Source organism: Falsiroseomonas bella, from assembly GCF_003173615.1.
In the GTDB taxonomy this organism is placed as follows: Bacteria; Pseudomonadota; Alphaproteobacteria; order Acetobacterales; family Acetobacteraceae; genus Falsiroseomonas; species Falsiroseomonas bella.
In genome coordinates, this window is record NZ_QGNA01000002.1 from 190,280 (window position 1) to 203,179 (window position 12,900).

Annotated in this window: 11 protein-coding genes; 10 read left to right on the top strand and 1 reads right to left on the bottom strand. The window is 72.5% G+C overall.

All coding sequences use genetic code 11. The features are described 5' to 3' along the window. Positions 1-69: 69 nt before the first annotated feature. The 6 genes from DFH01_RS09280 to DFH01_RS09305 all read left to right on the top strand — a co-directional run bounded on the left by DFH01_RS09280 (position 70) and on the right by DFH01_RS09305 (position 6,646). Positions 70-1,140, top strand: coding sequence for a mandelate racemase/muconate lactonizing enzyme family protein (locus DFH01_RS09280; RefSeq protein ID WP_109870169.1), 1,071 nt, complete (start codon positions 70-72; stop codon positions 1,138-1,140). Positions 1,141-1,179: 39 nt separating this feature from the next. Continuing rightward, positions 1,180-1,857, top strand: a complete 678-nt coding sequence (locus DFH01_RS09285; RefSeq protein WP_109870170.1) for a response regulator transcription factor — start codon at positions 1,180-1,182, stop codon at positions 1,855-1,857. Continuing rightward, positions 1,854-3,209: a sensor histidine kinase gene (locus DFH01_RS09290; protein WP_109870171.1), complete on the top strand. Its 1,356-nt coding sequence runs from the start codon at positions 1,854-1,856 to the stop codon at positions 3,207-3,209. The genes DFH01_RS09285 and DFH01_RS09290 overlap by 4 nt, the downstream gene beginning before the upstream one ends. A gap of 103 nt (positions 3,210-3,312) precedes the next feature. Further along, entirely contained in the window at positions 3,313-4,782 is a 1,470-nt protein-coding gene (locus DFH01_RS09295) for a trypsin-like peptidase domain-containing protein (RefSeq protein ID WP_109870172.1), read from the top strand. A gap of 127 nt (positions 4,783-4,909) precedes the next feature. Further along, complete coding sequence (locus tag DFH01_RS09300) at positions 4,910-5,773, top strand: sugar phosphate isomerase/epimerase family protein (RefSeq protein ID WP_109870173.1); 864 nt, start codon at positions 4,910-4,912, stop codon at positions 5,771-5,773. A 72-nt stretch (positions 5,774-5,845) separates the two neighbouring features. Continuing rightward, positions 5,846-6,646 (top strand): shikimate dehydrogenase family protein, encoded by an 801-nt coding sequence (locus DFH01_RS09305; protein ID WP_109870174.1) that lies wholly within the window; start codon positions 5,846-5,848, stop codon positions 6,644-6,646. A gap of 1 nt (position 6,647) precedes the next feature. On the opposite strand, the gene DFH01_RS09310 is transcribed toward DFH01_RS09305, so the two are convergent. Next, on the bottom strand, positions 6,648-8,336 hold the full coding sequence (locus DFH01_RS09310) for an FAD-dependent oxidoreductase (RefSeq protein ID WP_109870175.1): 1,689 nt from the start codon (positions 8,334-8,336) through the stop codon (positions 6,648-6,650). A 185-nt stretch (positions 8,337-8,521) separates the two neighbouring features. Here DFH01_RS09310 and DFH01_RS09315 point away from each other — a divergent pair, with 185 nt between their 5' ends. From DFH01_RS09315 to DFH01_RS09330, 4 genes are all read left to right on the top strand, one after another. Further along, on the top strand, positions 8,522-9,532 hold the full coding sequence (locus tag DFH01_RS09315; RefSeq protein WP_109870176.1) for a Bug family tripartite tricarboxylate transporter substrate binding protein: 1,011 nt from the start codon (positions 8,522-8,524) through the stop codon (positions 9,530-9,532). A 55-nt stretch (positions 9,533-9,587) separates the two neighbouring features. After that, positions 9,588-10,079 carry a tripartite tricarboxylate transporter TctB family protein gene (locus DFH01_RS09320; protein ID WP_109870177.1) on the top strand — a complete coding sequence of 164 codons (492 nt, stop codon included), beginning with the start codon at positions 9,588-9,590 and terminating at the stop codon, positions 10,077-10,079. After that, positions 10,076-11,578: a tripartite tricarboxylate transporter permease gene (locus DFH01_RS09325; RefSeq protein ID WP_109870178.1), complete on the top strand. Its 1,503-nt coding sequence runs from the start codon at positions 10,076-10,078 to the stop codon at positions 11,576-11,578. Before DFH01_RS09320 ends, DFH01_RS09325 begins: the two co-directional genes overlap by 4 nt. Before the next feature lie 69 nt (positions 11,579-11,647). Continuing rightward, on the top strand, positions 11,648-12,895 hold the full coding sequence (locus DFH01_RS09330; RefSeq protein WP_109870179.1) for a cytochrome P450: 1,248 nt from the start codon (positions 11,648-11,650) through the stop codon (positions 12,893-12,895). The last annotated feature ends 5 nt before the right edge of the window (positions 12,896-12,900 follow it).

Consider the following 12,900-nt stretch of genomic DNA (forward strand, 5'->3'; position numbering starts at 1 on the left):
GTAGGCCCCGTTGCCAGCCCCGGCGCGACCTGCGATCACCCCCGCGAAGCAACCGGACGAGCAGGCGAGATGCGCATCCGCAGCGTGACGGCCGAGGTCGAGACACTCACGCCGCCGGCCGGCGCCAGCGGCTATGCCGGGCTCGAGGCGCCGGCGTTCCTGCGTTGCACGGTCACGACCGAGGACGGGCTGTCCGGGCAGGGCGTGACCGGGCGCTTCCTGGCCAACCAAGTCGCCGCGCTGATCGCCGATGGCTTCGGCCCGGCGCTGCACGGCAGCGATCCGCGGCGCATCGAGGCGATCGTTGCGCTGCTCACGACGCGCTTCGATCCGCGCGGCGCCGCCGGCGCCTTCGCCGCCGCACTCTCGGCGCTGGACATGGCGTTGTGGGACCTGCGCGCGCGGGCTCTGGACGAACCGCTGTGGCGGCTGCTCGGCGGGGCGCGCGCGTCCGTGGCCTGCTACGCCACAGTGGGGCTGCCCGGCTACACGACCGAAAAGCTCGTGGATGTGTGCCGCGCGGCGGTGGCGCAAGGCTATCGCGGCGTGAAGATGCTGGTCGCCGCGGGTGGGCGCGGCGTGGCGGAGGACGCGGCGCGGGTGCGCGCCGTGCGCGACGCGATCGGGCCCGCGCCGCTGCTCGTGCTGGACGCGAATTGCGCGATGACCGTCGCCGATGCCCGCCGCCTGGCGGAGCGCGTCGCCGACTGCGACATCGCATGGTTCGAGGAACCGGTGCGCGGCAACGACATCGAGGCGCTGGCCGAGCTGCGGCGCAGCGTGGCCGTGCCCATCGGCGCAGGGCAGATGATGGGCTCGCTCGCCTGGTTCCGCCGGGCGCTGGCCTCCGGCGCGGTGGACGTGCTGCAGCCCAACGCCGCCTTCTGCGGCGGCATCTCCGCCATGCTGCGCGTCATGGCGCTGGCCGAGGCGCATGGCGTGCCGGTGGCCCATGCCGGCGGCTGGGACATCGCCAATGCCGCGGTTCTGGCCGGGCATGCGCATGGCGGCCTGCTGGAGATGCACGGTGCGCAACTGGCGCTCCGCGCGCGTCTGGAGGAGGACATGGTGCCCGAAGGCGGCAGCCTGGCGCTGCCGGACCGGCCGGGCATCGGCTTCCGCTTCCGCGCGCGGGACTGAACGGGCGCGGGCCACGCTTCGTGCTGCTAGGATGCCGACATGCGAATCCTGGTGATCGAGGACGACGCGGCGACCGCCGACTACATCGCCAAGGGCCTGCGGGAGGCCGGCCATGTCGTGCAGCTCGCGCGCACCGGCAAGGAAGGCATGATGCTGGCGGCCGGCGAGAGCTGGGACGTGATCGTCACCGACCGCATGCTGCCCGGGCCCGACGGCCTGACTATCCTGCGCGCGCTGCGCGCTTCCGGCATCTCCACGCCCGTGCTGGTGCTGACGGCGCTGGGCGAGGTGGAGCGCCGGGTGGAGGGGCTGGATGCGGGCGCGGACGACTACCTCGCCAAGCCCTTCGCCTTCAGCGAGCTGCGCGCGCGGATTGACGCTCTCGGCCGCCGTCCCGCCGTGTCCCAGGACCCGGTGATGCTGCGCGTCGGCGACATCGAGATGGACCTGCTGCGCCGCGTCGTGCGTCGCGCGGGCCAGCCGGTGGAGCTGCTGCCCACCGAGATGCGGCTGCTGGAGTACATGCTGCGCCGGCCCGGCCAGGTGCTGACCAAGACCATGCTGCTGGAAGGCGTGTGGGACCTCAACTTCGATCCCTCCACCAACCTCGTCGAGGTGCATGTCAGCCGGCTGAGGCGCAAGCTGGCGCAGGAAGGCCAGCCGGGGCCGATCCAGACGGTGCGCGGCGCCGGCTACATCCTGGGCGAGCGCGGATGAGCTTCCTGCCGCGGCTCTTGCGCAGCTTCGCGCTGCGCACGGCGCTGCTGACGGCGGCGGCCGTCCTCGGCATCTCGGCGCTGGGCCTGGGCTTCGGCTGGCTGCGCAGCTCCGCGGCGCTGCAGGACGCGCTGGATGCGGAGATCCGCCAGCAGGCGGATGAACTGCTGCGCGAGTGGCGCTTCGGCGGCGCCGCTGCCTTGATGCTGTCGGTCGAGCTGCGCACGCGTGAACGCGCGCCGGGCGTTCTGCTGGTGCAGCTGCGCGCGCCGAGCGGCGCCGTCTTTGCCGGTGCGGCGCCATTGGCCGCCGCGCCGGCCGGGCTGCAGGGCTTCGCCACGGTCGCCACGACGGATGCCGAGGGGCCGCTGCGCGCCCTCGGCATCGCGCTGCCGGACGGCTTCCGGCTGATCGTCGCCGCGCGCATGCGCCTGGTGCTGGACACGGCGCAGACCTTGGCCTCCACGCTGCTGGCGGCGGGCGGGCTCGCGGTGCTGCTCGCACTCGTCTTCGGCCTGCTCACGGCCTGGCGCCTCGAAGGCAGGCTCCGTGCCGTCTCCGGCGCGGCGGAGGCGGTGATGCAGGGCGACATGGCGCGGCGCCTGCCGCTCTCCGGCGCGGCTGACGAGTTCGACCGCCTGGCCGGCACGGTCAACGCGCTGCTCGCGCGGCTGGAGGCGGTGCTCGAGGGCATGAAGCAGGTGACGGTGGATGTCGCGCATGACCTGCGCGGCCCGCTGTCGCGGCTGCGCCAGCGGCTGGAATCGGCGCTGGCGCAGCCGCGCGACGCCGCAGCCGACGCGGCGCTGCTGGAAGCGGCGCTGGAGGAGCTCGACACCGTCCTCGCCACCTTCGCCGCGCTGCTGCGCATCGCGCAGCTGGAGGCCGGGCCGGCGCTGGCGAGCGGTCAGGCGCCGGTGGTGAACCTTTCCGCCACCGTCGCGACGCTGGCGGAGGCCTACCAGGTTGCCGCGGAAGAAGCGGGACGCACCCTGGCGGCGGAGGTCGCGCCGGACCAGCGCGTGCATGGCGACCAGGCGCTGCTGCGGCAGATGCTGTCGAACCTGCTCGACAATGCGCTGGCGCATGGCGGCGAGCATGTGTCCGTCACGCTGCGCCCGGGCCCGGTTCTGGAGGTGGCCGATGACGGGCCCGGCATCCCGGCGGAGGAGCGCCCGCGCGTGCTGCGGCGCTTTTACCGGCTGGACCGCAGCCGCGGCACGCCGGGCAGCGGGCTTGGCCTCGCGCTGGTGGCGGCGGTGGCGCGGCTGCATGGCGCGGTGCCGGTGCTGTCGGACGCGGAACCCGGGCTGCGCGTGACGGTGGATCTCTCCGGCGCGCGGGCAAGCTGAAAAACTCTTCAGCCTCGTTTCGGGGACTTTGCAGGCGTCTCTCGCCATTCTTGCCGGAACGCACGGCGCAGGGGCGCCGCGCAGGACGACAGGAGAATTCAGCATGGACGTTCCCGCCACCGGGCCCGCCACCGGGCCGGCGAACGGCACCGGCCGCAAGCGCGCCCGCGCCGCCCTGCTCGGGCTGATGCTGGGCACGACGGCCCTGACCGGGTTCGCGCTTCACGCAACGCCGGCGCCCGCCGAGACGGCGCCCGCGCCGCAGGCGACGCTGCCGAACGGCGCCCCGGCCGCCGGCTTCGCGGCGCTCGTGAAGCAGGTCCGGCCCGCCGTGGTGACCATCACCAGCAGCGGTATGCCAGCGCGCGGCCCGATGGGCCAGCCGATGCCGGGCCGCAGCGGCCAGGCCGTGGGCTCCGGCTTCATCATCGACGCCGAGGGCTTCGTCGTCACCAACAATCATGTCGTGGACGGCGCGCAGCGCCTGACCGTGACGCTGGATGACGGGCGCCGCCTGAACGCGACGGTGGTGGGTCGCGACCCGCGCACCGATGTCGCGTTGCTGAAGGTGGAGGCCGGCGCGCCGCTGCCCTTCGTGCGCCTGGGCGATTCCGCCAAGGCGCAGCCCGGCGACTGGGTGGTCGCGATGGGCAATCCCTTCGGCCTCGGCGGCACCGTCACCACCGGCGTCGTCTCCGCGGTCGGGCGCGACATCGGCGCGGGGCCCTATGACGACTTCATCCAGGTGGATGCGCCGATCAACCAGGGCAATTCCGGCGGCCCGCTGTTCTCGCAGGACGGCAACGTCATCGGGATGAACACGGCGATCTTCAGCCCGAGCGGCGGCAGCGTCGGCATCGGCTTCGCCGTACCCTCGAACCTGATGCAGCGCGTGGTGGCGGACCTCAAGGCCAACGGCCGGGTGGAGCGCGGCTTCGTCGGCGTGGCGACGCAGGGCGTGGATGGCGCGATGGCCAAGGCGCTGCGCATGCCGGAAGCCGAGGATCGCGGCGATACGCGTGGCGCGCTGATCTCCAGCGTCGAGAAGGACAGCCCCGCGGCGAAGGCCGGGCTGCGCGCCGGCGACGTGGTGACCGAGGTGGACGGCCGCGCCGTCACCAGCCCGCGCGACCTGGCCCGCGCCATCGCCGACCAGCGGCCGGGCAGCCAGTCGAGCCTGAAAGTGTGGCGCGAGGGCGCGATGCGCACGGTGGCGGTCGAGATCGGCACGCAGCCGGGCGCGCAGGTCGCCGCCCGCCAGGGCGGCGCCGAGGCGGAGCAGCCGCGCATCGGCGTCGCGCTGGCCCCCATCACGCCGGAAGCCCGCCAGGCGCTGAAGCTCGGCGAGGACGCGAAGGGCGCGATCGTGGCGGATGTGACGCCGGACTCGCCGGCGGCGAAGGCCGGCCTGCGCCCCGGTGACGTGATCGTCGGTGTCGGCACGACGGAGACCGCCGATGCCGAGGCGACGGTGAAGGCCATCCGCGAGGCGGCGTCGAATGACGCTGTGGCGCTGCAGGTCCTGCGCAACGGCACGCGCAGCTTCGTGGCCGTGCCGCTGAAGCAGGCCTGATCGCGGACGCGCCGTGGGACAGGGAGGCCGGCGCAAACCGTGGCGGGTCGGCGGGAGGGTGGCGGGGCCACCCTCCCGTTTCCCGTTCCGGGCTGCCAGGATGTCCCACCACGGACGGGGGCGTCTGATGCGGATCGGGATCGACTCCTACTGCTACCATCGTCAGTTCGGCGACTGGTATCCAGGGCTGCAGCAGGACCCTGGCCGGCGCATGACCGTCTGGGATTTCCTCGATCGTGCCGCGTCGCATGGCGTGGCGGGCGTTTCGCTCGAAGCCTGCTACCTGCCGCTCGACGCCGCGAGCCTGGCGCGCATCGGCGAAAGGCTGGAGGCGCTCGGCCTCGACGCGGTCTGGGCCTGGGGGCATCCGGATGGGCTGCGTTCCGGCACGGATGCCGCGGCCGCCGCCGACCTGGTGCGCCACATCGGCATCGCGCGCTCCGTCGGCGCGAAGGTGATGCGCATCTGCGCCGGGAGCCGCCGCACGCGCCCGGCCTCCTGGGCGGAGCACCGCGCGCAGCTGCTGCCCATGCTCAAGCCGCTGGTCGCCGAAGCGGAGCGCCAGGACGTGGTGCTGGCGATCGAGAACCACATCGACCTGCTGGCCGAGGAGCTGGCCGAGATCGTCACGACCATCGGCTCCCCGCATCTCGGCGTCTGCCTCGACACCGCCAACAACCTGCGGATGTTCGAGGATCCGGTGAAGGTCGCCGGGCTGCTCGCACCGTTCACGCGGGCGACGCATGTCAAGAACATCGGCGCGCGGCGCGGGCAGGACCCGAAGACCTTCGCCTTCTGGCCGAGCGTGCCGCTGGATGCGGGGCTCGTGGACCTCGACGCCGTGCTTCGGCTGCTGCGGGACGCCGGCTATGGCGGCCTGCTGGCGCTCGAGATCGACTATCTCGACCCGGACTACGGCACGGAGGAGGAGCCGATGATCGCGCGCAGCCTGGAATGGCTGCGGCAGCGCGTCGCGACGGTCGATGCCTGAGGCCGGCTTGCCCGTGGCGCGGCTTGCGGGTGGAATGGCGTCCGGCAGCACATGGCAGGAGGTCGCGCGGCAATGACCGTGCTGGATGGCGCAACGCGGCTGCACCTGATCCTCGGCGACCCGATCGCGCAGGTGAAGTCACCCGGCGGCGTCACGCGCTGCTTCGCGGCGCGCGGCCGCAACGCGGCGATGCTGCCCGTGCATGTGACCGCGGCCGAGTTCGACGACTTCGTCCGCGGCGCAAGCCTGGCGCGCAACCTGGACGGGCTGACGATCACGGTGCCGCACAAGTTCGCTGCCGCGCGGCACTGCGCGACGCTGACGGAGCGCGCGCAGCTGCTCGGCGCGGTGAACGTCATGCGGCGCAATCCCGATCGCAGCTGGCATGGCGACATGCTGGATGGCGCCGGCATGGTGGCCGCAATCCGCGCCTGCGGTGGCGAGCCCGCCGGCCGCCATGCGCTGCTGGTCGGCGCGGGCGGCGCCGGCACCGCGATTGCGCAGGCCCTGCTGGAGGCAGGCGTCGCCTCGCTGGCGCTGCACGATGCCGATCCGGCGCGGGCGGAGGCGCTGCTGGCGCGGCTACGGCCGGTGTCGGGCGGCGTGCCGCTGCGCGGCCTCGCGGCGGCGGAACCCGAAGGCTGCACGCTGGTCGTGAACGCGACGCCTGCGGGCATGCGGCCGGAGGATCCGTTGCCCGTGCCGCCGGAGCGGCTGCGCGCCGACATGTTCGTCGCCGACGTCATCACCGCGCCCGAGGTCACGCCGCTGCTCGCCGCGGCGCGCGCGCTCGGTTGCGGCACCTCGACCGGCGTGGACATGTTCGGCGCCCAGGTGGAGCTGATCGCCGACTTCCTGCTCGGCGGCGCCTGACTTACGCGCGCCCCGCCGCGTGGCGCGCGGCGATGAAGGCGAAGGTGAGCGCCGGCCCCAGCGTGATGCCCGGCGCAGGATAGACGCCGCCCATCACCGACTGCATGTCGTTGCCGCAGGCATAGAGGCCGCCGATCGGCCGCTCGTCATGCCCCAGCACTTGTGCATCCGTATCCGTGACGAGCCCCGTCGCCGCGCCGATGTCGCCCGGCCACAGGCGGATCGCGTAGAAGGGCGGTGTGCCGATCGGGCCAAGATTCGGGTTGGGCAGGCCACGCGAGCCATCGCCGTTCACGCGGTGATAGGCGGTGCTGCCGCGGCCGAATTCCGGATCCTCGCCGCGCGCCGCGTAGTCGTTCATGCGCGCAACCGTCTCCGCCAGCTTCGCGGCGTCGATCCCGAGCTTCGCCGCCAGTGCCGCGAGCGTCGGCGCCTCGGTCAGGTAGCCGTCGGCGAGATAGGGCGCGAGGCCGCGCCCGCCGGGTCGCACCATCCCGAGGCCGTAGCGCCGCAGCCCCTCGCTGTCGGTGACGAGGAAGCAGGGGATCGTCGGCGCCGTGGCATGCGCGGCGTACATCGCGCGCGCGAACAGGTGGTAGGAAGTCGCCTCGTTGACGAAGCGCCGGCCCGCCGCATTCACCGCGATCACGCCCGGCTTGCCGCGGTCCAGCACGAAATGCGGGAACACCGCCATGCTGCCATCCGCGCGCTTGCGCACCGAGACCGGCGCCCAGAAGGCGTTGTCCAGCGCGCCCTCGCCGTAGCGCGCGCCGAGCCCGACGGCGAGGTCGTGCAGTTCCCCGGTGTGGCCAGGCGCGGCAGGGCTGAAGGCGGCGAGCGGAGCGGGCAGCATCGCCGCGCGACGCGTCGGGTGGCGGTTGAAGCCGCCGGTCGCGAGGATCACGCCGTGCCGGGCCAGCACGCGGCGCCTGACGCCGCCGCGGGCGAGCACCACGCCCTCCACGCCGGCGGGCCCATGCAGCAGATCCTCCACCTTCGCCTCGGTCTCGATCTCCACGCCGCGCGCATCGAGCGATGCCAGAAGGCGCCCGACCAGCGCATTGCCCATGAGTAGCCGCGTACCGCGCGGATGCCGCAGCCGGTCCACGGCATGGCGCGAGAGCAGGCGCACCGCATGGCGGAAGGAGGCCCAGGACCGCGTCATGTTCATCAGGTGCGGGATGTCGTCCCGATCCACCATCATGCCGCCCAGCACGGTGAATTCCGGGATGGGCGGCCGGATCAGCGCGAGTCGCGCGCCGAGCTTCCGCGCGTCGAAGGGCACGGGCTCCAGCGCCCGGCCGCGGAGCGTCGCGCCGGCGACCTCCTGGATGTAGTCGGGATGCAGCGGGCGGGCGCGGAAGCGCACCTCCGTCTCCGCCTCCAGCCTTGCGATGGCGCGCGGCCCGTTCTCCAGGAAAGCGCGGCGCATGGCCTCGCTGGAATGGTTGCCGACCGCGTTGCGCAGGAAGGCGGCGGCGTTCTCGGCATCGTCCTCGGCGCCGACCTCTGCGGCATGAGTCGTCCCGGGCACCCAGGTGGTGCCCGCCGACCAGGCGGTGGTGCCGCCGAGGAGGGCCGTGTGCTCGACCAGCAGCGGGTGCAGCCCGTCCAGCGCGGCGAACAGCGCCGCCGCCATCCCGGCGCCGCCGCCGCCAATGACGATCAGGTCGCGCGTTTCCGTTTCCATGCCCCGGCTCCCCGGCCGTGCAGTGCGCCGGCATGCGGTGGGCGGAGGCTAGTCCGGCGCCGCGCGGCCCGGCAACCGGCAGGGGCCGCCGCCGGGAGGTTCCCAAGCCCGCCCGCAGCCGGCAGGATGCGCCCGTCATCGAAAGGCGTGGCGCGCGCTGCCCGCCGCAGGAGGGAGGAAACGTCATGATCACCCGCAGGACATTCGGGGCGCTGGCGGCCGTGCCGTTGCTGGGCGGGCTGCGCCAGGCCGCGGCGCAGGAGGCATTCCCGAGCCGCGACCTGCTCGGCCTCATCCAGTGGGGCGCCGGCGGCGCCACGGACGTGACCTCCCGTGCCGTCACGCCGCATGTCGAAGCCGCGCTCGGCCACAAGATCGTGCTGCAGAACCGTCCCGGCGGCAGCGGCGCCATCGCGATGACGGCCGTGCACACCGCGAATCCGGACGGCTACACCCTGCTCTACGCCGCGGAGAACCCGCTGCTCTATGGCGTGCTGAACCTCTCCCGCATCGACTTCGTGCAGGAGTTCTATGCGGTGAACGTGCTGGCGCGCGGCGTGCCGGTGATCGTCACCAATCCGGACCGGCCCTGGCGCACGCTGAAGGACCTGGTGGACGAGATGCGGCGCAATCCGGGCCGCGTGCGCATGGCCGGCACGGGTCCGGGCGGCCAGCCGCATGTGATCAGCTCCATGCTCTCCACCCTCGGCAACATCCGCCACATCTCGGTCCCCTTCGATGGCGAGGGGCCGGGCCTGACGGCGCTGCAGGGCGGCCATGCGGACTTCATGCCGGCGGGCTCCGGCGCCGCGGCGGAGCATGTGCGTGCCGGCAGGCTGCGCGCGCTCGCGGTTTGGAACACCGAGCCGCTGCCGAGCTTCCCCGGCGTGCCGCCCGCCACCGCGGACTTCCCGGAGCTCGCGCGCTTCATGCCCTGGGGCTCCTTCTACGGCGTGTGGGTCAAGCGCAGCGTGCCGGCGGACCGGCGCGACAAGCTCGTGCAGGCCTTCAAGACCGGCGCGACGAACCCGCAATTCGTCGAGCTGATGCAGCGCAACGGCAACGTCGTGATGAACATCTCGGGCGACGAGGCCGACCGCTTCCTCAAGCGCTGGCAGTCGGTGACGACCTGGACGCTGCAGGAGGCCGGCGCCGCCCGCACCTCGCCGGCAGAGCTCGGAATCCCCCGTCCGTAATCGCGCAGGCGCCCCGGCCGTTTGGTCGGGGCGCCGCGACACCGGGAGGCGCGCGATGGAGCAGACGCTGCGCCGGCGGCAGCCGGGCGAGACCGTCTTCGGCTATGCCCTGCTATTGCTGGGTCTGTTCGTCATGGCAGAGGGCTACCGCATCGACGGCCTCTATTCGCCGAGCTCCGCCGGCGTGTTTCCCGCGCTGGCCGGCCTGGTGATGACCGTCTCGGCGCTGGCGATCATCCGCCGCATCCACCGCATGCGGCCCGCCCACATCCCCGAAGGCTCCGGCACCGCCCGCGAATTCGTCCGACGGACCACGCCGGCCGATGTCGCGGTGATGGCGGCGCTGATGCTGGCCTACATGCTCGCGCTGGAGCCGGTGGGCTTCCTCGGCGCTTCCTTCGCGTTCCTGTTCCTCTCGATCTTCTACCTGCATCGCGGCGGGCTGCTGACGGCGCTGCTCGTCTCCACCGGTTCGCTGGCGGCGATCTGGGTGGTGTTCCGCGTGCTGTTCACCGTGGTCCTGCCGAGCGGCTGGCTGTTTCGATGAGCGACAGCCTCTCCTACTTCCTGATGGCCTGGACGGATCCGCAGCTTCTGCTGCTGACCGCGGCCGGCACCTTCGCGGGCATCTATATCGGCGCCATCCCGGGCCTGTCCGTCACCATGGCGGCCTCCATCCTGATCTCCTTCACCTTCTCCTGGGACGTGAATCCCGCCCTGGCGCTGATCGCCGGCGTGTTCATGGGCGGCGTCTATGGCGGGTCGCGCAGCGCGATCCTGCTCAACATCCCGGGCGCGCCGGCGGCCATCGCCACGGCGCTCGACGGCTTTCCGCTGGCCAAGCGCGGCGAGGCCGGCGTCGCGATCGGGCTGACCACCGTCTGCTCCTTCCTCGGCGGCTTCGTCGGCATCGCGGCGCTGGCGATCGCAGCGCCTGCGATCTCCGAATTCGCGCTGCTCTTCGCGCCGCGCGACTACCTGCTGCTGGCGGTGATGGGCCTGCTGCTGGTGGGCAGCCTGTCGGGAGAATCCCTCGCCAAGGGGCTCTATGCCGGGGCACTGGGCGTGGCGCTCGGCATGGTCGGCATGGATCCGATGACTGCGGAAGGCCGCTTCACCTTCGGCACGGTGCAACTGCTGGGCGGCATCCCCTATGTCGCCGCGATGATCGGCTTCTTCGGCGTGTCCGAAGCGCTGGCGCAGCTCCACAACCTCAAGGCGCCGCGGATCAAGCAGGATGTGTCGCGCATCCTGCCCTCCTGGTCGCTGCTTCGCCGCTACCTGCCGCTGTCGCTGCGCAGCTCGGCGATCGGGGTGGTGATCGGTGCGCTGCCGGGCACCGGCGGCGACATCGCGGCGCTGATGGCCTACGACCAGGCGAAGCGCACGGTGAAGAACCCGTCACGGCCCTTCGGCGAGGGCGCCTATGAAGGCGTGGTGGCGCCTGAATCCGCGAACAACGCCGCGGTCGGCGGCGCCTACATCCCGATGCTGACGCTCGGCATCCCGGGCGATGCCGTGACGGCCGTTATCATCGGCGCGCTGTTCATCCACGGGCTGAAGCCGGGCCCGATGCTGATGATCGAGACGCCGCACCTGTTCTGGTTCACGGTCGGCAACCTGACGCTGGCCAACATCTTCATGCTGGTCTTCGGGCTGAGCGGCATCCGCTTCTTCGCGAAGGTGGTGGAGACGCCGCCTGGCATCCTGATTCCACTGATCCTGATCCTGTCCGTTGTCGGCACCTATGCGATCCAGAACAGCGTCGTGGACGTCTACTGGATGCTCGGCTTCGGCCTGTTCGGCTACTTTCTCAGGATCTACGGCTTCCAGGTGGGGCCGGTCGTTCTCGGCATGATCCTCGGCCCGCTGATGGACACCTCCTATCGCCGCGCGATGATCTCCGCCGGTGACGACCCGGTGGCCTTCGCGCAGGAATTCGTGACCAGCCCGCTTTCGCTGGTGCTTGCGCTGGCGGTGGCGCTGCTGGTCATCAGCCAGACGCCGCTCTGGCGCGGCATCAGGGCGCGCCTCGCGGGCGGCTGAACCGGGGAACCGGCGGCGCCGCCGGGCGGTTCACGTCGCATCGCGACCGTCGAGCCCAGGTGCCGCACCGTGTCCAGCTTTCCGCGTGATCCGGCCTTCGACAGCACTTTCGCGCTTCTGCGGGAGGGCTATCGCTTCATTCCGGCCCGCTGCGAGCGGCTCGACACGGATGTGTTCGAGACGCGGCTGATGCTCCGCCGCGCCATCTGCATGCGTGGCGAGGAGGCGGCGCGCATGTTCTACGCCCCGGATCGCTTCACCCGCCGCGGCGCCCTGCCGCAGACCACGCTGCGCCTCCTGCAGGACAAGGGCAGCGTGGCGACGCTGGACGGCGCCGCGCATCGAAGGCGCAAGGCCATGTTCATGTCGCTCATGGGTGCCGAAAGCCTCGCCGCGCTCGAGGCCGCGGCGGAGGATGCCTGGCAGGCGCGCATCGCCACCTGGCCCGCGCGGCAGGATGTGGTTCTGCTGGACGAAGCGCATGCGGTTTTCTGCCGTGCTGCCTGCCGCTGGGCCGGCATACCGCTTCCCGAAGCCGAGACACCGGCGCGGACGCGCGAACTCGCCGCGATGATCGCCGGCGCGGGCGCGTTCGGGCCATCCGTCCTCAAAGCGCTGCGGCTGCGCCGGCGCACCGAGCGGTGGGCGAGCGGCCTGGTCCGCCAGGTGCGGCGCGGCGCGCTCCAGGCCCCTGAGGGTAGCGCCTTGCGCGTCTTCGCCGAGCATCGCGATGCCGAAGGACAGCTGCTGCCGCCCGGCACCGTCGCGGTGGAGCTGATCAACATCCTGCGCCCGACGGTGGCGGTGGCGCGCTTCGTCGTCTTCGCCGCGCTCGCCCTGCACCGCGAGCCGGCGTGGCGACGCCGCCTGGCCGCAGCACCGACCTCCGCGGAACTGGAAGCCTTCGTCCAGGAAGTGCGGCGCTTCCATCCCTTCTTTCCGATGGTCGCCGGGCGCGTGCGCGCCGCCTTCGACTGGCGCGGCCATCACTTCCGGGACGGCGACTGGGTGCTGCTCGACCTCTACGGCACCGATCACGACCCGCGCATCTGGGGCGATCCCGAGGTGTTCCGGCCCGAACGCTTCCACGACTGGGATGGGAGCCCGTTCAATTTCGTGCCGCAGGGCGGCGGCGAGCACTTCACCGGGCATCGCTGCCCCGGCGAATGGGCGACGATCGCGCTGATGCGCGGCGCGGTGCGCCTGCTGGCGCGCCTGCCTTGGGACATGCCGGAGCAGGACCTGACCGTGGACCTCTCTCGCATGCCGGCGCAACCCCGCAGCGGTGTGATCCTTCGGCTCGCGCCGCCCGGCTGATGCCG